General features: G+C 36.6%; 23 protein-coding genes. All 23 read left to right on the top strand.

Annotated elements, in window-relative coordinates:
* The first annotated feature begins 4 nt into the window (after window positions 1-4).
* The 23 genes from M948_RS36950 to rseP all read left to right on the top strand — a co-directional run bounded on the left by M948_RS36950 (window position 5) and on the right by rseP (window position 20322).
* Window positions 5-370 (top strand): response regulator, encoded by a 366-nt coding sequence (locus M948_RS36950; protein WP_021291566.1) that lies wholly within the window; start codon window positions 5-7, stop codon window positions 368-370.
* Between the two features lie 15 nt (window positions 371-385).
* Window positions 386-1033, top strand: coding sequence for a flagellar biosynthetic protein FliO (locus M948_RS36945; RefSeq protein WP_021291565.1), 648 nt, complete (start codon window positions 386-388; stop codon window positions 1031-1033).
* Window positions 1026-1691, top strand: coding sequence for a flagellar type III secretion system pore protein FliP (fliP, locus tag M948_RS36940; RefSeq protein WP_021291564.1), 666 nt, complete (start codon window positions 1026-1028; stop codon window positions 1689-1691). Before M948_RS36945 ends, fliP begins: the two co-directional genes overlap by 8 nt.
* A 26-nt stretch (window positions 1692-1717) precedes the next feature.
* Window positions 1718-1987 carry a flagellar biosynthesis protein FliQ gene (gene fliQ, locus M948_RS36935; protein WP_021291563.1) on the top strand — a complete coding sequence of 90 codons (270 nt, stop codon included), beginning with the start codon at window positions 1718-1720 and terminating at the stop codon, window positions 1985-1987.
* A 3-nt stretch (window positions 1988-1990) separates the two neighbouring features.
* Window positions 1991-2770, top strand: coding sequence for a flagellar biosynthetic protein FliR (gene fliR / locus M948_RS36930; RefSeq protein ID WP_021291562.1), 780 nt, complete (start codon window positions 1991-1993; stop codon window positions 2768-2770).
* A 1-nt stretch (window position 2771) separates the two neighbouring features.
* Window positions 2772-3851, top strand: coding sequence for a flagellar biosynthesis protein FlhB (gene flhB, locus M948_RS36925; protein WP_021291561.1), 1080 nt, complete (start codon window positions 2772-2774; stop codon window positions 3849-3851).
* Window positions 3852-3870: 19 nt separating this feature from the next.
* On the top strand, window positions 3871-5904 hold the full coding sequence (gene flhA, locus M948_RS36920; protein WP_021291560.1) for a flagellar biosynthesis protein FlhA: 2034 nt from the start codon (window positions 3871-3873) through the stop codon (window positions 5902-5904).
* A 2-nt stretch (window positions 5905-5906) separates the two neighbouring features.
* The gene (gene flhF / locus M948_RS36915) at window positions 5907-7022 is read left to right on the top strand and encodes a flagellar biosynthesis protein FlhF (RefSeq protein ID WP_231378699.1); all 1116 of its coding nucleotides are present in this window, start codon (window positions 5907-5909) and stop codon (window positions 7020-7022) included.
* On the top strand, window positions 7012-7878 hold the full coding sequence (locus M948_RS36910) for a MinD/ParA family protein (protein WP_021291558.1): 867 nt from the start codon (window positions 7012-7014) through the stop codon (window positions 7876-7878). Before flhF ends, M948_RS36910 begins: the two co-directional genes overlap by 11 nt.
* Before the next feature lie 6 nt (window positions 7879-7884).
* Entirely contained in the window at window positions 7885-8931 is a 1047-nt protein-coding gene (locus M948_RS36905; RefSeq protein WP_021291557.1) for a protein-glutamate methylesterase/protein-glutamine glutaminase, read from the top strand.
* A 15-nt stretch (window positions 8932-8946) separates the two neighbouring features.
* Window positions 8947-10953 (top strand): chemotaxis protein CheA, encoded by a 2007-nt coding sequence (locus tag M948_RS36900; RefSeq protein ID WP_021291556.1) that lies wholly within the window; start codon window positions 8947-8949, stop codon window positions 10951-10953.
* Window positions 10954-10968: 15 nt separating this feature from the next.
* Window positions 10969-11439 (top strand): chemotaxis protein CheW, encoded by a 471-nt coding sequence (locus M948_RS36895; protein WP_021291555.1) that lies wholly within the window; start codon window positions 10969-10971, stop codon window positions 11437-11439.
* Window positions 11440-11444: 5 nt separating this feature from the next.
* The gene (locus M948_RS36890; RefSeq protein ID WP_021291554.1) at window positions 11445-12077 is read left to right on the top strand and encodes a chemotaxis protein CheC; all 633 of its coding nucleotides are present in this window, start codon (window positions 11445-11447) and stop codon (window positions 12075-12077) included.
* Entirely contained in the window at window positions 12070-12567 is a 498-nt protein-coding gene (locus M948_RS36885; RefSeq protein ID WP_021291553.1) for a chemotaxis protein CheD, read from the top strand. The genes M948_RS36890 and M948_RS36885 overlap by 8 nt, the downstream gene beginning before the upstream one ends.
* Window positions 12568-12599: 32 nt before the next feature.
* Window positions 12600-13379: a FliA/WhiG family RNA polymerase sigma factor gene (locus tag M948_RS36880; RefSeq protein ID WP_021291552.1), complete on the top strand. Its 780-nt coding sequence runs from the start codon at window positions 12600-12602 to the stop codon at window positions 13377-13379.
* A 63-nt stretch (window positions 13380-13442) separates the two neighbouring features.
* On the top strand, window positions 13443-13880 hold the full coding sequence (locus tag M948_RS36875; protein ID WP_021291551.1) for a DUF6115 domain-containing protein: 438 nt from the start codon (window positions 13443-13445) through the stop codon (window positions 13878-13880).
* A 214-nt stretch (window positions 13881-14094) separates the two neighbouring features.
* Window positions 14095-14847 (top strand): 30S ribosomal protein S2, encoded by a 753-nt coding sequence (rpsB, locus tag M948_RS36870; protein WP_021291550.1) that lies wholly within the window; start codon window positions 14095-14097, stop codon window positions 14845-14847.
* A gap of 92 nt (window positions 14848-14939) precedes the next feature.
* Complete coding sequence (gene tsf / locus M948_RS36865; RefSeq protein ID WP_021291549.1) at window positions 14940-15824, top strand: translation elongation factor Ts; 885 nt, start codon at window positions 14940-14942, stop codon at window positions 15822-15824.
* A gap of 101 nt (window positions 15825-15925) precedes the next feature.
* A complete protein-coding gene (pyrH, locus tag M948_RS36860) occupies window positions 15926-16648 on the top strand; it encodes a UMP kinase (RefSeq protein WP_021291548.1) in 723 nt (240 codons plus the stop codon).
* Window positions 16649-16650: 2 nt separating this feature from the next.
* Window positions 16651-17199: a ribosome recycling factor gene (gene frr / locus M948_RS36855; protein WP_031335588.1), complete on the top strand. Its 549-nt coding sequence runs from the start codon at window positions 16651-16653 to the stop codon at window positions 17197-17199.
* Between the two features lie 202 nt (window positions 17200-17401).
* Window positions 17402-18169: an isoprenyl transferase gene (locus tag M948_RS36850; RefSeq protein WP_021291546.1), complete on the top strand. Its 768-nt coding sequence runs from the start codon at window positions 17402-17404 to the stop codon at window positions 18167-18169.
* An 11-nt stretch (window positions 18170-18180) separates the two neighbouring features.
* Window positions 18181-18969 (top strand): phosphatidate cytidylyltransferase, encoded by a 789-nt coding sequence (locus M948_RS36845; protein ID WP_021291545.1) that lies wholly within the window; start codon window positions 18181-18183, stop codon window positions 18967-18969.
* A gap of 87 nt (window positions 18970-19056) precedes the next feature.
* Entirely contained in the window at window positions 19057-20322 is a 1266-nt protein-coding gene (gene rseP / locus M948_RS36840; RefSeq protein ID WP_021291544.1) for an RIP metalloprotease RseP, read from the top strand.
* Window positions 20323-20341 lie beyond the last annotated feature (19 nt).

The raw sequence follows: 20341 nt of genomic DNA, 5'->3' as shown, positions 1-20341 counted from the left end.
TAAAATGGCAAATCGTATTTTAATTGTAGATGATGCAGCTTTTATGCGAATGATGATTAAAGATATCTTAACAAAGAATGGATTTGAAGTAGTGGCTGAGGCGCAAGACGGAGGCGAAGCGGTAGAGAAGTTCGAGGATGTTTTACCTGATCTAGTCACCATGGATATTACCATGCCAGAGAAAGATGGAATAAGTGCTTTGAAAGAAATAAAAGCAAAACATCCAAACGCAAAAATCATTATGTGCTCAGCCATGGGACAACAGGCAATGGTCATTGATGCCATTCAAGCAGGAGCAAAAGATTTTATTGTTAAGCCATTCCAGGCAGAACGCGTGATTGAAGCAATTCAAAAGGCATTGCATGAATAAAGTGAGTGAAGAATATTGAGAAAATATATCTGTTTCTGTAGCATCATTTTATGTTTCTTTATTCTGATACTGACACCAAGAGAAATAGCTGCAGAAACAACATCTGTAAATGATTGTATTGAACAACAGAAAGATTGTGAACAAACAGAAGAAGCACCTACGTCGAATTCGGAAAATGAGAGTGAAGTGAAGACACAGACTGACCCATTATGGTTAAGTATGGTGAAGTTAGTATTTGCATTATTGCTCGTATTGGGACTGATTTATCTCCTGTTACGATTTATCAAAAAACGAAATGTTTTATTCAGTCAAGTGAAGACGTTGGAGAATCTTGGTGGTATATCACTTGGGCAGAATAAGTCCATACAAATTATTCGCGTAGGTAATAACTATTATTTAATCGGTGTAGGCGAAAATGTGGAGTTATTACGAGAAATTACAGACCAATCATTTATTGATGAATTAACTCGAAGAAATAGCTCCAATTCGGATGATGGATTCTTTTCATTGTTTCATAAAATAGGAGTAAATGGGAGACCCCATAGCTCAAAAGGAAAAGAAAGTTTTGATGGTCTTTTTGCAAAGGAACTGGATAAACTCAAGCAAAATCGAACTGACTTAATAAAACAATTCAACAAGCAAAAGGAAGATAAGCATGAATGAATTTATCGATATGTTTTCTGGTTCCGATCCGACAAATGTAGCAACTTCGGTTAAGCTTGTACTCTTACTCACAATTTTGTCACTTGCTCCGAGTATTTTAATTTTAATGACAAGTTTTACTAGAATCATTATTGTACTGTCATTTGTACGAACTTCTTTAGCAACGCAACAAATGCCACCGAATCAAGTGTTAATTGGCTTAGCTCTTTTCTTAACCTTTTTTATTATGGCTCCGGTGTTTAATGAGATTTACGACGAAGCCTTAGAACCATTATTTAAAGAAGAAATTTCGCTAGATGAAGCCTATGAAGGGGCTAGTTTACCCATTAAAGAATTTATGGCTGAACATACGAGACAAAAGGATTTGGCACTGTTTTTGAATTATGCTGAATTGGAGCAGCCAGAATCAGTACAAGCGATTCCACTTACTACGTTAGTACCGGCATTTGCCATTAGTGAATTAAAAACGGCGTTTCAAATGGGGTTTATGATATTTGTACCATTTTTAATTATAGATATGGCAGTAGCTAGTGTTTTGATGTCAATGGGAATGATGATGTTACCTCCTGTAATGATTTCATTACCATTTAAGATTTTATTATTTGTCTTAGTGGATGGCTGGTATTTAATTACGCATTCACTACTAGATGGTTTTTAAGAAAGCATTAAAGGGGGATCTATTCGATGAGCAGTGAGTTTGTTTTAAGTCTTGCTGAAAAAGGCGTATTTACAATCTTGTTAGTGACAGGTCCATTATTAATTTTAGCATTGGCGGTTGGATTGTTAGTGAGTATTTTCCAAGCGACAACACAAATACAAGAACAGACCTTGGCCTTTATCCCGAAAATTGTTGCTGTATTAGTTGGCCTGATTTTCTTTGGACCATGGATGCTGACGGAAATGGTAGAGTTTACTTCCGATTTATTTCAAAATATAAATCAGTTTGTAGGGTAATGTATGTTAGATGTTATTGATGTTAATAGTCTTCCAGTTTTTTTATTAATTTTAGTACGTGTTGTAGCCTTTTTTGCAACGATGCCATTATTCTCATATCGTACTATTCCTAGACCGTTTAAGCTTGGTCTTAGCTTCTTCTTGGCTTTCCTCATATTTTATACAGTAGATGGAGGAAGTATTGCCTTTGATGGGACCTATTTGTTTTTGATTATGAAAGAGGCGCTAGTGGGCCTTCTAATCGGTTTAATTGCCTATATCATTCTTTCCGCTGTACAAATTGCTGGTGGTTTTATTGATTTTCAGATGGGATTTGCAATTGCTAATGTAATTGATCCGCAAACAGGCGCTCAGAGTCCGTTAACCGGCCAGTATTTTTATATTATTGCTTTATTATTCTTATTATCGGTGAATGGCCATCACATATTAATAGATGGAATAGTAAATAGCTATCATTTTATACCTATCGATAGGTTCATTCCTTTTCAAAACGAAAACATTGCTCAATTTGTAATAGAAACGTTTAATCAAATGTTTTTAATAGCTTTTCAAATAGCGATACCTATTGTGGGCTGCTTATTTCTTGTAGATGTAGCCCTGGGCATTGTGGCAAAAACTGTACCACAATTAAATGTATTTGTTGTTGGTCTCCCATTAAAAATATTCGTTAGTTTTGTAGCTTTATTGTTTTTTATGAGCTTATACGTTGTTTTAGTAAAGCATTTATTCGAAATACTATTCACTACTATTCGAGGTTTAATGCAATTATTCGGAGGTGGATAGCATGCAGCTAAAAATAGATTTACAGTTTTTTGCTGGGGAAAAGACTGAAAAGGCCACTCCAAAAAAGAGACAAGATGAACGTAAAAAGGGTAAGGTAGCTAAAAGCCAAGATGTAAATACCGCGATTTTATTATTATTTTCATTTATCGTTCTTTTTGTGTTTGGAAGCTCGATGAAGGATGGAATGACTTCCTTATTTGAACATACATTTACAGAATTCATTCATTGGGATGTTACAGAGGCAACGGTACATCAATTGTTTACTGGGGCTACTGTTGAAATTGCTAAAATCTTAGCGCCAATTATGCTGATTGCATTAATTGCAGGAATTGCCTCCAACTTTTTGCAAATCGGATTTCTGTTCACTACAGAATCGATAAAATTTGATTTAAAGAAAATTGACCCAATTCAGGGAGCGAAGCGGATTTTCTCCGTGCGCGCTTTAGTAGAATTACTAAAGTCATTATTAAAGATTGTTTGTATTGGTGCAGTTACGTTTGCGGTTATTTGGATTTACAAAGATGATATGATGATGCTTGCTTTTAAAACGGCCGATAGCGCCCTTGCTTTCTTTGGTCAGGTAACGATGGTGATGGGGATTACGGCTACAATTGTTCTACTAGTTCTATCTGTGCTTGATTATGTTTATCAGCGTTACGACTATGAAAAAAACCTGAGAATGTCAAAACAAGATATTAAAGACGAGTATAAAAATATTGAAGGGGATCCTTTAATTAAATCTAAAATAAAAGAAAAACAAAGGCAAATGGCAACTCGTAGAATGATGAGTGAAGTTCCGCAAGCTGATGTAGTTATAACAAACCCAACTCATTTTGCGATAGCGATTAAATACGATGAAGCAAAGGCAAGTGCACCTTATATTCTTGCTAAAGGTGCAGATGAAGTCGCCTGGAAGATTAAAGAAATAGCTAAGGCAAATGAGATTATTACTGTAGAAAACAAGCCGCTTGCCCGTTCCTTATATGGTTCGGTGGATATCGGTGAAGTGATTCCCGAAGAATTTTTTAAAGCTGTTGCAGAAATATTAGCTTATGTATACAAGCTGGAGAACAAAGTTTAGGCATTAAGGAGAGACCTCAATGAAAGCAAAAGACTTATCCGTCCTTTTAGGTGTTATTTTAATTATTATTATGTTAATTATTCCATTACCAGGATGGATGCTAAGTGTACTTATTCTATGTAATATTTCTTTGGCACTTATTGTAATTTTAGTATCAATGAATACACAAGAAGCTCTGCAGTTTTCTGTATTTCCAACACTTCTTTTGCTATTAACATTATTTCGTTTAGGTCTGAATGTTTCGACCACTCGATCCATTTTGTCGGAGGCAGATGCTGGAGGTGTTGTTGATACATTCGGTTCTTTTGTTATAGGTGGAAACCCCCTTGTTGGGTTCGTTGTTTTTGTTATTTTAGTGATTATTCAATTTCTTGTAATTACCAAAGGATCAGAGAGAGTTTCTGAAGTTGCTGCGCGTTTCACTTTAGATGCGATGCCAGGTAAACAGATGAGTATCGATGCTGATTTAAATGCAGGGTTAATCTCAGAACAACAAGCAAAGGAGCGCCGTGAAAAAATAGAGAAAGAAGCGGACTTTCATGGGTCCATGGATGGTGCCAGTAAGTTTGTTAAAGGGGATGCTATTGCAGGTATTATTATCGTTTTAATTAATATTATTTTTGGATTAATTATCGGCATGGTTCAAATGGATCTGTCATTTCAAGAAGCGATTAATACCTTTATGCGTTTGACCGTAGGGGATGGTTTAGTTAGTCAAATACCAGCACTTCTTATTTCTACTGCTACGGGTATTGTGGTGACCAGAACGGCTGGACAAGGCAATTTAGGTACGGATGTTACTGGACAGCTTATGCAATATCCTAAGTTATTATTTATTGCTGCGGGTACCGTCTTTTTACTAGGTTTAACGCCAATTAATTTCTTTTTAACAACGATCTTAGCTGGTTTACTCGCTTTAAGCGGATACATGTTATTAAAACAATCTGAAACAGTTATTCAACCTGATGTAGAGGAAGAGGATCAGACAGAGAGCTCTGCGATGAAGTCTCCAGAAAATGTCGTACATTTATTAAATATGGATCCAATTGAGTTTGAATTTGGCTATTCATTAATCCCGCTTGCAGATGCGAACCAGGGTGGAGATCTGCTTGATCGAATTGTCATGATTCGCAGGCAATTAGCAATTGAACTAGGAATTGTAATACCGGTCGTACGAATTAGAGATAATATTCAGTTAAATCCAAACGAATATCGTCTTAAAATTAAGGGCAATGAAGTCGCTCATGGTGAATTGCTACTTGATCATTATTTAGCCATGGCACCTGATATTGAAAATGATGACATGGAAGGGGTAAACACAACAGAACCAGCTTTTGGTCTTCCTGCAAAATGGATAAATGAAGAGGTAAAGGATGAAGCTGAATTATCGGGATACACCGTAGTAGACCCACCGTCCGTTGTATCGACTCATTTAACCGAGGTAATTAAACAACATGCGCATGAGCTACTAGGTAGACAAGAAACAAAACAGTTAATTGATCATTTAAAAGAATCTTTTCCAATTTTGGTAGAAGAAGTAACCCCAGAGCCCTTAGCAGTGGGCGAATTACAAAAAGTATTAAGCAAATTATTAAAAGAAAAAGTTTCCATAAGAAATTTACCTATCATTTTTGAAACACTTGCAGATTTTTCAAAGTTAACGAATGATACCGAATTACTAGCAGAGTATGTCAGGCAATCCTTATCTGCACAGATTACCAAGCAGTATACCGAAGCAGATAAAAGCCTAAAAGTAGTGACACTGTCAGCGCAGGCTGAAAAGGCAATCGCTGATAGTATTCAGCAAACAGAGCATGGCAGCTATTTATCAATGGAACCAGATATCCAACAGAAGTTGATTGAGCAGACACAAGGAGAGGTAGAAAAGCTAACGTTGCAAGAAGAAAATGCACTCCTCCTATGTTCACCAGCAGTACGTATGTATGTAAAACAATTAATCGAACGCTTTTTACCACAGGTGGTTGTCTTATCCTTTAATGAGTTAGAACCGAATGTACAAGTACAAAGTGTTGGGGTGGTGAATATTGCTTGAAGGTGAAAAAATATGTGGCTCATTCGATGCCGGAAGCTATGAAACAAATCAGAAAAGAGTTAGGTAAGGACGCAGTTATTCTACATTCTCGAGAGGTGAAGCGGGGGAGCCGTATCTTTGGGCTTGGCAAAAAAACGAAAATTGAAGTTGTAGCTGCGAAAGATTCTGACCCGCTGATTTATAACCAAACCCGTCAAGAAGGATTGACTGCAGAGAAACGGCAGGCGAAGGAACCAAAACAAGAATCTAACTCAAATGTATTAGAGGAATTACAACAAGTAAAAAAGCTTTTATTTCAATCTTCGCTTCAAGGTATCCAATACCCAGTTGATTTTCAAGTAGTATATAATCAATTACTTGAGCAAGAAGTTGAGGTTGAAATAGCAACCTCCATCATGGAAGCAGTTATCGAGCGAGAAAAAACAGCAAAGATACATCATTCATCTTCTGAGCTTGCTGAAGAAGTGAATAAGGAGATTGAAAGGCGGTTGCAATCCACTCATTTTGAAGGTATATCAGAACAAAGTCAAATTATCTATTTTGTAGGGCCAACTGGTGTTGGCAAAACTACAACATTAGCAAAAATTGCTGCAACATCCAAATTACAGGAGCATAAAAGTATTGCCTTTATAACAACAGATACGTATCGAATCGCTGCTGTAGAACAATTAAAAACGTATGCTCAATTATTAAATGTACCTTTAGAAGTAGCGTATTCAAATGAAGAATTACAAAAAGCGATTATGAAATTCGCTGCCTATGATCTCATATTTGTTGATACTGCAGGTAGGAATTTTCGAAATGATCAAGATGTAATTAACTTCCAAGAAGGTTTACCAACGAACGAAGCATCCGAAGTATTTTTAGTATTATCCTTATCCGCTAAACCAAAGGACATTCTAGATATCTATGATCAATTCAGAAGTATCGCAATAAAAGCAGTTATTGCTACGAAAATGGATGAGACGAGACAATATGGAAGTTTATTAAATATTACTTTAGGAAGAAAAATAGGGATTGCCTATATTACGAACGGGCAAAATGTACCTGATGACATAACGCGACCTGATGCCAAAATGATCTCCAACTTTATCTTAGGTGAACATAATGAAATATGATCAAGCGGCGATACTTCGTCAAAAGATGCAAACGTTCAACCAACCGTATAACTCAAAAACGATAGCTGTACTAAGCGGAAAAGATGGAGTTGGAAAGTCGAATATAACCGTTAATTTCTCCTTGGCGCTAATAGAGAGCGGTAAAAAAGTTCTGGTTGTTGATATGGATATAGGAATGGGGAATAGTGATATTTTATTGGGGTTGCAGGTAGAAAAAACAATGATTGATATGTTCGAGGATAATCTTTCTCTTTTTGAAATTATTCAGACCGGCCCCCGAAACCTTGACTATATCGCAGCAGGTTCAGGTTTATCTTCTATTTTTTCCATGAAGGATCATCATAAACAACTGTTTTTCAATCAATATGGCCAAGTTATAGGTCTTTATGATTACGTTATATTCGATATGGGGGCTGGAGTCACCCGGGATGCAATGTCTTTCGTGTTAGCATCAGACGAATGTTTTATTGTAACCACACCAGAACCAACAGCTATTACTGACGCATACAGTATGATAAAACATATTCTTCATTATAATCATACCATTCCTATACAGGTTATAATGAACCGCTCCCAATCAGGGAACAAAGGTTGGAAGCTGTTAGAACGGTTTACAAAGGTTGTCGATCAATTTCTTCATGTTCAAATTGGTGCATTAGGTGTACTTCCATATGATAAAACGGTAAATCAGGCAGTTATTAACCAGACACCGTTTTTCGTTGAAAAAGAAAGGTCTACTATTTCTAAAGCGATGAGGAAAATGGCAGGCGATTATCTTAAAACACAGAATAATAGACAGGATTTCACTTCCTCCTCTTTTTTACAGAAGTTAAAACAGATCGTGAAAGAAAGGTAATCTTATATGCACTTCATACGAGTTATTATTATTGATGATTCTGCGTTTATGCGTAAGGTCCTTACAGACATGTTACACAGCGATGATCGAATAGAAGTAGTTGGTACAGCTAGAAATGGAGAGGATGGGCTTAAAAAAGTAAAAGAGCTGCGCCCTGATGTTGTCACGCTGGATATTCAGATGCCAATTATGGATGGGATTACAACGCTAAAGGAGTTGATGAATCTATATCCAGTCCCTGTAGTTATGTTGTCCAGTGCTACGAATGATTCTACGAAACAAACAGTCCAAGCCATCTCAAGTGGCGCAGTAGATTTTATCGAAAAACCTTCTGGTCCAATATCTTTAGATATTGAGTCAATGAAACAAGATATTATTCAAAAAGTGGTTATGGCTTCAAGAATAACCTTTCCAGTCGGTGAACGAAGTAAAAACAATAGAATGACTGTTTCAAAATTAGAAGCATTCTCTACGAACTACAAAAAAAATATTGTAGCAATCGGAACTTCTACTGGCGGCCCGCGAGCGTTACAACAAATTATCGCTCGTTTACCAGCAACAATTAATGCTCCGATCCTTGTCGTACAACATATGCCTGCGGGGTTTACAAAGTCACTTGCCATACGATTAGATCAATCATCTGCACTGAAGGTAAAAGAGGCGATTCACGGTGAAGTTATAGTGAATGGCACCGTATATATAGCACCTGGTAATTTACATATGAAACTTAAAGTCGTTGGAGCAACTACCTCAATTGTTCTTACGAAAGAAGCGGTGGTAAATGGACATCGTCCCGCTGTTGATACGTTATTTCATTCGCTTGCTGAAATAGAAAGCGTGAATAAACTAGCGATTATTCTAACGGGAATGGGAAGTGATGGGACGAAAGGAATAAAAAAATTAAAGGAAACAGACGAAAACACGATGGTTATCGCGGAGTCTGAAGAGACGGCGATTGTACATGGAATGCCAAAAGCAGCGGTTCGGACAAATTTAGTTAATCAAGAATTGCCTTTACTAGAAATAAGTAGGTTAATTACCAAATTAGTATAAATGGAGGGGAAATAGGTGGATACAACGGAATACTTGGGTGTCTTTATTGATGAAAGTAACGAACACTTAGAAGTTTTGTATAATCAATTATTAGTGTTAGAAAAGAAACCGCAGGATAAATCGATTGTTGAAGAAATATTTCGTGCTGCTCATACATTAAAAGGGATGTCTGCCACGATGGGTTACAATGATCTAGCTAATTTAACACACAAGTTAGAAAATGTGTTTGATGCAATTAAAGAGGGCAACGTAGTCGTCAATGCCGAAGTAATTGATATTTTATTTGATGCAGTTGATCATCTGAATGCAATGGTAGAACATATTTCTACTGGGGGAGATGGATCCCGTAATGTAGAACAAATTGTTGATCAATTAAAGCGGATTGAAACAGATGAAGCAGTGACAATATCCAGTACAAGTAAAACATCAACCATTGAAAAAAAGAAGCAATATTTGCAGGAAGTAGATGAATTTGAGTTAACCATATTAAAAGAATCAGCTGATCGTGGATATACGAATTTTGAAATAACAGTAACATTAAGAGAAGACTGTTTATTAAAAGGTGCGAGAGTATTTATGGTCTTCGAGGTACTCGAAAAAATGGGAGAGATTATTAAATCGGAGCCTAGTGTTAATCAGTTAGAAGAAGAGGAATTCGATCAATCATTTACCGTTTTATTCATATCGGAACATTCAAAAGCGTATATTGCGAGCAGTATCAACAAAGTCTCGGAGATTGAAAAAGTGGATGTTTGTCCTTTCTCTGTTACAGCTTATGAAGAAAATCTGGAAAAGTCGAAGGAACTGAGAAATCAAGAGAAAGAGACAACCAAGGATATCACTGATGGGACAAAGAACCAGACGAAGACTGCTACGCATAAAACAGTCCGTGTAAATATTGAACGATTAGATATACTAATGAATTTATTTGAAGAACTTGTTGTGGATCGAGGAAGATTAGAGCAATTAGCAGTTGATTTAGAACATGCTGATTTACAAGAAACAGTAGAACATATGTCACGTGTATCGAATGATTTACAAAATATTATCCTAACGATGCGTATGGTGCCAATTGAACAAGTATTTAATCGATTCCCAAGAATGATAAGACAATTAGCAAGAGATTTACAGAAAAACGTGGACATAGAAATTATTGGTGCAGAAACAGAATTAGATCGAACCGTCATTGATGAGATTGGGGATCCTTTGGTTCATTTAATTCGAAATGCAATTGACCATGGTATTGAGAAGCCTGAAGAGCGACTAACAAAAGGGAAACAAGAAAAAGGAACCATAAAGCTAGAAGCATATCATAGTGGAAATCATGTATTTATTGAGATAAAAGATGACGGGGTCGGCATTAATAAGGAGAAAGTTTTATCAAAAGCATTGAAGAAGGGGATTATTACAGAAAATCAAGCTGAATTATTAACGGATCAACAGGTGTTTGAGTTAATTATGGCTAGCGGATTTTCTACAGCTGATACAGTTTCAGATATATCAGGAAGAGGTGTGGGGCTAGATGTGGTTAAGAATACGATTGAGTCATTAGGCGGTCGAATTCAAATCGATGCTAAGCAAAATCAAGGTTCGACATTCTCCATTCAGCTGCCATTAACACTCTCAATCATTTCCGTTTTACTGATTGAATTGCAACAAGAAAAATATGCGATACCACTATCCTCAATTATTGAAACGGCAATTATACATCGAGATGACATTATGCATGCACATAACACAAAAGTAATTGACTTTCGTGGGAAAGTCGTCCCGCTTTCTTTTCTTAATGATATTTTTGAGGTACCTACTACAGATGAAGAAGACCCGTACCTTTCTGTAGTAATTGTTAAAAAAGGGGAGAAGTTGACAGGGTTAATTGTCGATTCCTTTATTGGACAGCAAGAAGTTGTACTAAAATCATTAGGAAACTATTTATCCAATACATTCGCTATCTCAGGAGCAACCATTCTTGGAGATGGGGAAGTTGCTCTAATTATTGATAGTAACTCTTTAATTAAATAAGATGGAGGGATTAACATGGAAAATGAAGTAATGAGTAATCGAAAAGTAATTGTTTTTCAACTAGGAAATGAGGAATATGCAGTATCTGTATTACAAGTAGGATCAATAGAAAGAATGATTCCCATTACCAGAGTTCCGCAAACAGCAAATTTTGTGAAAGGTGTCATTAATTTAAGAGGAGTAGTCACGCCCATTATCGATTTGCGGTTGCGCTTTGGGATGGAGGAATCCGCTTTTAATGAATCTACACGAATTATTATTGTTTATGTAGATGACATGGAGGTTGGCTTAATCGTTGATGCAGCAAATGATGTGATCGATATTCCGGAAAGTGAAATAGAGCCAGCACCAGAAGTAATAGGGTCCGTTGATGCGGATTATATTGAAGGTGTAGCCAAACTAGAAACTCGTCTACTTATACTTCTTGATTTACAGAGTGTATTAACAGAAGATGAAATTCACGAATTAAAATCTGTTGAAGGATAGTAGAAATGGAAATATCAAACTTAACCATGTTACAAAAAGATGTTCTGCGTGAGATTGGTAATATTGGAGCAGGAAATGCGGCAACTTCTCTTTCTAAGTTAGTTAATAGAAGGATTGACATGCAAGCCCCGGTAATCAAAATGGTGAATTATGAAGAAATAATGGGTTTGATAGGCGGACCTGAAGAAATTATAACGGCAATTGTTTTTCGAATAGAAGGGGAGGCACCAGGAACAGTATATTTCATCTTATCGGTTAACGAAGCAGAAAACTTAATTCAAGAGATCATTCAAAAGCCAGAAGTGAAATTATCGGATTCGCCATCTAATACATTAGCCATTTCGGTCTTAGAAGAAGTAGGTAATATACTAACAGGTGCTTATATATCAGCTTTATCTGATTTGACACAGATCAATATGTACCCATCTGTCCCTTATTTTAGTTTAGATATGGCTGGAGCAATATTAACAGCAGGCTTAGTAGAGTTATCACAAATTACTGACTGCGCGATTATTATTGATACAAAAATGAACCCTTCTACTTTACAGGATGAAATTAACGGTAGCTTTCTATTTGTTCCCGATCCAGATGCATTCCATGAACTATTTCAGTCCTTAGGAATTAATGAACATGAATAAAACAGAGAATGTAATTAAAGTCGGCATTGCTGATTTACATGTTATAACAGTTCCGAATATAATACGCACTTCTGGTCTAGGTTCTTGTATTGGAGTAGTGATTTATGATGAGGGTATACAAGTGGCTGGCTTAGCGCATATCTTATTACCCAATTCAAAGCTTGCTAGACAAAGTAATGCCAACCCATATAAATACGCGGATACAGCTATTGAATCTTTAATTCATCAACTTGTGGCAAATGGTGCCCGAAAAGATTATTTAAAGGCAAAGATTGCTGGAGGAGCGCAAATGTTTCAGTTCTCTAAAGGGTCTAATTTAATGAGTATTGGTTCTAGGAATACAGAAGCTGTTCAAACACAATTAAGTGACCTTCATATTCCAATTATTTCTTCTGATGTAGGTGGTAACACTGGAAGAACGATAGAATTTGATCCAGCAACAAGTAAGTTGAAGATAAGAAAGGTAAATTGTGAGGCTGTCTATATATAATTGCTAAGTATATTGTAAGAGGAGTGAATGGAATGACCGTAAATGAAACTCTTCATGAACAGAAACTATGGGATTATTGGGTAAATGATCAAGATCAAAATGCTGCTAATATGCTAATTGATAAATATATGTATCTAGTAAGTTTCCATGTGGAGAGAATTGCAAGTCATTTGCCGAGTAATGTTCAAAAGTCAGATGTAAGGAGTTTTGGGTTAATTGGGCTATACGATGCATTAAAGAAATTCGATGTAAGCAGAGAACTGAAATTTGATACATATGCCTCTTTTCGAATTAAAGGCGCAATCATGGATGGATTGAGAAGGGAAGACTGGTTACCGCGATCATTACGGGATAAAACCAAAAGAATTGAACAAGTATCTCAACGATTAGAGCAGGAAAAAAATCACAATCCAAGCGTAGCAGAAATTGCAGAGGGAACAGGAATGTCAATTAAAGAAGTAGAAGCTGCTATTCGTGACTCACTTGTAGCGAATATCCTTTCAATTGAAGAAAAACCGAATGATCAGAAACTGAAATTAAAAGAAGGAATTGGTTACACGATCCCTGATGGCACAGCAACTACTCCTGAGGAAGAATTACTAAAAAATGAATTAAAAGAGGAATTAATGGAAGGAATTACTTCGTTGAATGACAATGAACAACTGGTTATTAGTCTTTTCTATCACGAAGAATTGACGTTGACGGAAATTGGACAAGTACTCGGATTAACCACGTCTCGAATCTCACAAATACACAAAAAATCGATCGTAAAGTTACGAGCGACTTTGCAAAAGATACAAGCCTTATCTTAATCGCTTGCGATAAATTTGTTTACACATAATAGTATAGAAATAAAGCTCAAAGGGAAGGATTTAATGACTTCATTCTTATTAATTATTAGTTTTCTGTTACATGGTATCTCTTTTATCACCATCTATTATTTGTTAAAGTTAAGTCGATCCCAACAAGTGAATGCCAATGAATTACAAACACTATTGGCATCTTATCTAGATGAAATTAAAACGGAAAATCAGCATCTAGAAAGACAGCTATCACAGGGAGTTACAAATGAGGCCAATTATTCGAAAGAGCAAATAGCTGCTAACCCGGATGCAGCAGGTGAACAATCAAATGAAGAAAATATAGACTTGCCTATAAGCGAAATGGATCAAGTAGAAGCCTCGCTACAAGCAAGAGTATTACAAATGTATTCAAATGGAAAATCAATTACTGAAATTGCTAGAGAGTTAAATTGTGGAAAAACAGAGGCAGAATTGATAATTAAATTTCAGTATCACCAATCCATTCGTTAAATAATGCCATTTATTACGAAAATTTGTCATTACTACTTGATAACCTTCATGCATTATGATATATTATTTTTTGGTGTGAATACTATGTTCATAGAAAGAACAAGTACGTAATTACACACGTTCAGTAATTTATAATTAGGGTGCCTTTGATTGAAAGGTCTGTTTATGAAGATGATCTGAACGGAGGATAAAAACCAATTAGGAGGAATTTTTAATGTCAGCAATTTCAATGAAACAGCTGCTTGAAGCTGGTGTGCATTTTGGACATCAGACACGTCGCTGGAATCCAAAGATGAAAAAGTACATCTTTACAGAACGTAACGGAATCTATATCATTGACCTACAAAAAACAGTGAAGAAGGTTGATGAAGCATACAATTATGTGAAGGAACTTGTTGCAGATGGCGGAACCATCTTGTTTGTTGGAACGAAGAAACAAGCGCAAGATTCTGTTCGCGACGAAGCAACGCGTTCTGGAATGTTCTTTGTGAATCAACGTTGGTTAGGTGGTACACTTACGAATTTCCAAACAATCCGTAAACGTATTAACCGTCTAAAAGACATTGAGCGTATGGAAGAGGACGGTACTTTTGAAGTACTACCGAAAAAAGAAGTCGTTGATTTGTTAAAAGAAAAAGATCGTTTAGTTAAATTCCTTGGTGGAATTAAAGAAATGAACAAATTACCTGATGCGTTGTTTGTTATTGATCCACGTAAAGAACGTATTGCGATTGCAGAAGCACATAAGTTAAACATTCCAATTATCGGAATTGTGGATACCAACTGTGATCCTGATGAAATTGATTATGTCATTCCAGCTAATGACGATGCAATTCGCGCAGTCAAGCTTTTGACTTCAAAAATGGCGGATGCTATTTTAGAAGTGAAACAAGGAGAAGAAACAGAAGTAGTTGAAGCTGAAGAAGAGCAAGTGGTAGCTACTGCTTCTGAAACTGAACAAGAGTAATTCAATTGAAAGGTGAGGGTGATAAGAGGATGAGAGCCTTTTATCACCCTTTTTAAAGAAAACATTGTCTATTTCTTAAGGAGGATTTTTGAATGGCTATTACTGCAAAATTAGTAAAAGAGTTACGTGAAAAAACTGGCGCAGGAATGATGGATTGTAAAAAAGCACTACAAGAAACAGATGGAAATATTGAAGCAGCCGTTGACTATTTACGTGAAAAAGGTATTTCTAAAGCTGCCAAAAAAGCAGATCGCATTGCTGCTGAAGGGGCTACACACATCGCTGTTGATGGTAATGTTGCTGTATTACTTGAAGTAAACTGTGAAACGGATTTCGTAACAAAGAATGATCAGTTTAAACAATTGCTTCATGACTTAGGAAAACAATTGCTTAACAAACAGCCAAATACGGTTGAAGAAGCGATGCAACAAGAAATGGAAGGCAGCGGAGAAACTGTCGAAAACTTTATTAATTCTGCAGTTGCAAAAATTGGAGAAAAACTTTCCCTTCGTCGTTTCACTGTCTTAACGAAAACAGACAATGATGCCTTTGGTGGATACTTGCATATGGGTGGACGTATTGGCGTACTTACATTACTAGAGGGAACAACGGATGATCAAGTAGCTAAAGATGTTGCTATGCATGTAGCTGCAGTAAATCCTCGTTATGTTTCTCGTGATGAAGTATCTGAAGAAGAAGTCAATAAAGAACGTGAAGTACTGAAAACGCAAGCTTTAAATGAAGGTAAACCAGAAAAAATTGTTGAAAAAATGGTTGAAGGCCGTCTCGGCAAGTTCTTTGAAGAAATTTGTCTGCTCGATCAAAACTTTGTAAAAGACCCTGATCAAAAAGTGAAAACATACGTAGCGGATAAAGGTGCCTCTGTGAAGACCTTTACTCGTTATGAAGTAGGCGAAGGTATGGAGAAACGAGAAGAAAACTTCGCAGATGAAGTAATGAATCAAATCAAAAAGTAAATTATTGGTCAGGTAGGGAGCACATTTGTTTGTTGTTCCCTATTTCTCCATATATCCTCAAAACAATCAACTACAAAAAAATATTTTCTATGGAGGTTATTATGACAACAGCTCGTTACCGTAGAATCGTACTTAAATTAAGTGGAGAAGCTTTGAGTGGCGAAGAAGGGTATGGCATTGAGCCTAAAATAATTCAGTCCATCGCTAATCAAGTCAAAGAAGTCGCAGAACTAGGTGTAGAAACTGCTATTGTTGTAGGTGGTGGCAACATCTGGCGTGGCAAAGTTGGCAGTGAAATGGGTATGGATCGTGCTACTGCTGATTATATGGGAATGTTGGCAACAATCATGAATTCGCTCGCCCTTCAGGATGGACTTGAAAATATTGGCATTCCTACTAGAGTACAGACATCAATTGAAATGCGACAAGTAGCAGAGCCATACATACGAAGAAAAGCAATTCGTCATTTGGAGAAAAAGCGTGTTGTCATTTTTGCTGCTGGTACTGGAAATCCATTCTTTTCAACAGATACAACTGCAGCATTACGTGCTGCTGAGATAGAAGCAGAGGTTATTTTAATGGCTAAAAATAATGTGGATGGAGTTTACACCGACGATCCTAAGATTAATAAAGATGCAGAGAAGTATGAAAACCTATCTTACATGGAAATGCTTAATGAAGGGCTCGGTGTCATGGATTCTACTGCTTCCACATTATGTATGGATAATGATATCCCATTAGTTGTGTTCTCAATCATGGAAGAAGGAAATATTAAACGCGTGGTCCAAGGCGAAGTTATTGGAACCACAATAAGGGGGAAATAATGATGTCTGATGACATTATGAAGCAAATGAAAGACAAAATGGAACAAGCTGTTCAAGCTTTTTCAAAAAATTTAGCTACGGTTAGAGCAGGTCGAGCGAACCCGAATTTATTAGATAGTGTTTTTGTAGAATACTACGGAATGAATACACCGCTAAATCAGTTGGCGTCTGTAACAGCTCCGGAGGCGAGATTACTTGTAATTACCCCATTTGATAAATCAGCGATTTCAGATATTGAAAAGGCGATACAAAAGGCTGACTTGGGAATTTCACCATCAAGTGATGGTAATATCATTCGGATTAATATCCCGACGTTAACGGAAGACCGTCGTAAAGATCTAGTTAAAGTGGTAGGCAAGTATGCAGAAGAAGCAAAAGTACAGGTCCGAAATATTCGCCGAGAAGCAAATGATCAATTGAAAAAAGCGGATGGGCTTTCTGAGGACGATGTACGTGGTGCACAAGATAATGTACAAAAAGCAACAGACAACCACATAGCTAAAATAGATCAACTAGCTAAAGATAAAGAAAAAGAAATTATGGAAGTTTAGTCCAAGACCATGTAAAATAAGATGTATTAGCCCTCTTGTTTAAGGGGGCTTTTGTATTCTTACGCAAAAATCGTTATAATATTAAATGATTTGAGTGAATAACGATGATTTATCCAATGGATTTCATAGAATCAACATTTACGACATATAGATAATATGGTAGAAATGACATGGATAATCAACAGCATTCGGAGGACAAAAAATGTCAATAAGACTTCCTTTTATAAAAAATAAACAAAAAGAACTAAGTCAATTAACTACAATTGATAAAGAGAATACTCCAGATCATGTAGCTATCATCATGGATGGAAACGGAAGATGGGCAAAACAAAGATCTTTACCGAGAATTGCTGGGCATAAAGAAGGTGTTAATTCAGTTGTAAAGGTGGTAAGGGCAGCTCATCAATGCAATATAAAAGTGTTAACACTCTATGCATTCTCTACTGAAAATTGGAAAAGGCCAAAAAAAGAAATTGATTTCTTAATGAAATTGCCGAAGGAATTCCTGCATGTTCATTTACCGGAATTAATGGAGAAGAATGTGAGGATTCAAACAATAGGGGATTTTGAGGCTCTCCCCAAGCATACGAAGGACACCATTCAACATGCAATGAATAAAACGAAGAATAATGATGGATTATTGCTTAATTTTGCTTTAAACTATGGAAGTAGAGACGAAATTATGCATGCGATCAAGAAAATTATGGAAGATGTTAATGGAGCAAAAATTTCAATTGATTCCTTAGATGAACAAGTTTTTTCAAAGTATCTGTATACGCGAGGGCTTAGTGACCCTGATCTATTAATCCGTACGAGCGGAGAACAGCGGTTAAGTAATTTTCTGCTATGGCAGTTAGCTTATACAGAGTTTTGGTTCACAGATGTTCTATGGCCAGATTTTTCTGAGGAAGTATTTCAACAAGCAATTGAGGAATATCAACAACGTCAACGACGCTATGGCGGAATTTAGGTGAGAATCGTATGAAACAACGGATTATAACAGCTATCATAGCACTAATTTTGTTCGTACCCTTTGTCATCATTGGAGGGACGCCGTTTAATCTCTTTGTTTATGTAATGGCAACAATTGGTTTTTTGGAATTAATTAGAATGGGGAGTATTGCAAAGTACTCGATCCCTTCTTTATTAGGAATCGGTCTTTTATGGACCTTTTTATTAAGTGAACGTATAGACTTAGCTTGGTTAACAAAATCAGACATCCTTATGTTAATTGTACTTTTACTATTATCGTACACCGTCTTAGTTAAAAACAAGTTTACCTTTGATCATGCAGGTGTTGTCTTACTTTCTGCCATCTACCTAGGAATGGGTTTTTATTATTTAACTATTGCTAGAGGAGAAGGGATAGAGGGCTTAGCTACAATCTTATACATCTTTTTAATTATATGGGCAACAGATACAGGAGCTTATTTTTTTGGACGAGCTTTCGGTAAACATAAGCTATGGCCAAAAATAAGTCCAAATAAGACAGTAGAGGGTGCATTAGGTGGTGTAGCACTCGCAGTACTAGTCGGTGTTATTTTTCAGTTTATTTACCCAGTCGAGAACACATTCATTGGAATTATTTGTGTATCCATATTGGCATCGGTTTTTGGGCAAATTGGTGATTTAGTTGAATCTGCGTTTAAGCGGCATTATGGCGTGAAAGATTCCGGCAATGTTCTTCCTGGTCATGGAGGGATTTTAGACCGATTTGATAGCTTATTATTTGTGATGCCTATTTTACATTTCGTTGGATTTTTTAACTAAGCAATGACAAATATTTAGAGTTGCAAGGGAATATAATGAGAATGAAGCTATAAAAGATTAATACTTCTTTAAAGGAAGGTGCTCTATTTGACTACAGTTATCGCGTTTATATTGATGTTCGGGCTACTTGTATTTATTCATGAATGGGGCCATTTAATTTTTGCTAAACGCGCTGGAATGCTGGCTCGTGAATTTGCAATTGGATTTGGCCCGAAAATATTCTCGTTCACCAAAAATGAAACAGTATATACCATTCGTCTCCTTCCGATTGGTGGATACGTAAGAGTAGCTGGTGAGGATCCAGAAATTATAGACTTAAAGCCAGGTCATCATGTCGGTCTTGAGTTTAATGAATCTGGAAAAGTAGATAAGATAATCGTCAATCATAAATCAAAGCATCCAAATGCTCGAATTATTGAGATTGAAGAATCAGATTTAGATCATAAACTACAAATTAATGGTTATGATGTAGATGATCAAGAGGAAAGGTTATGTTTTGAAGTTGATCCAAAAGCATCATTTGTGATGGACGAAAGGGAAACACAAATAGCTCCTTATGACCGTCAATTTGCTTCTAAATCAGTTGGACAAAGGGCAATGCAGTTGTTTGCTGGTCCAATGATGAACTTTGTGCTTGCGATTGTTATCTTTTTAATCCTTGGTGTTATTCAAGGTGTCCCTGTTGAAGAAGCGAAAATGGGACAAATACAACCAGATAGCCCTGCACAAGAAGCAGGTATAAAAAGCGATGACGAGATAATTCAAATTGAAGATCAACCTATTTCAACATGGGAAGAATTCACTACGATTGTACGAGATAATCCTGGTGAAGAGTTAGATATAGTTGTTCAACGTGAAGGAGATGAAGTACCATTAACAGTAGTACCTAAAGAAGTACCAGCTACGGAAGGACAACCGGCATTTGGCCAAATTGGTGTTTACCAAGCGTTTGAAAAGTCACTTTTAGGTACGGTCACATATGGTTTTACACAAACTTTTGATACAACAAAACTAATCCTGACAAATCTAGGAATGTTAATTACTGGACAATTACCGATCGAGACGCTTTCTGGTCCTGTTGGAATCTACGATGCAACGGATCAGATAGTGCAAACTGGCTTTATGAACTTCCTGATGTGGACAGCGATGTTAAGCATTAACTTAGGAATCGTCAACCTAGTACCATTACCAGCGTTAGATGGTGGGCGCTTATTATTTGTTGGCCTGGAAGCGGTGCGGGGAAAACCTATTTCTCCCGAAAAAGAAGGTCTCTTTCACTTTGTGGGCTTTGCATTGTTAATGCTACTCATGATTATTGTAACTTGGAACGACATTCAACGATTATTTTTATAACAATTGAAACGAGAAAACC

Source organism: Virgibacillus sp. CM-4, from assembly GCF_000445495.1.
GTDB lineage: Bacteria > Bacillota > Bacilli > Bacillales > Amphibacillaceae > Virgibacillus > Virgibacillus salexigens.
The sequence above is the reverse complement of the archived record's forward strand: the minus strand, read 5'-3'. Positions and strand labels throughout refer to the sequence as shown.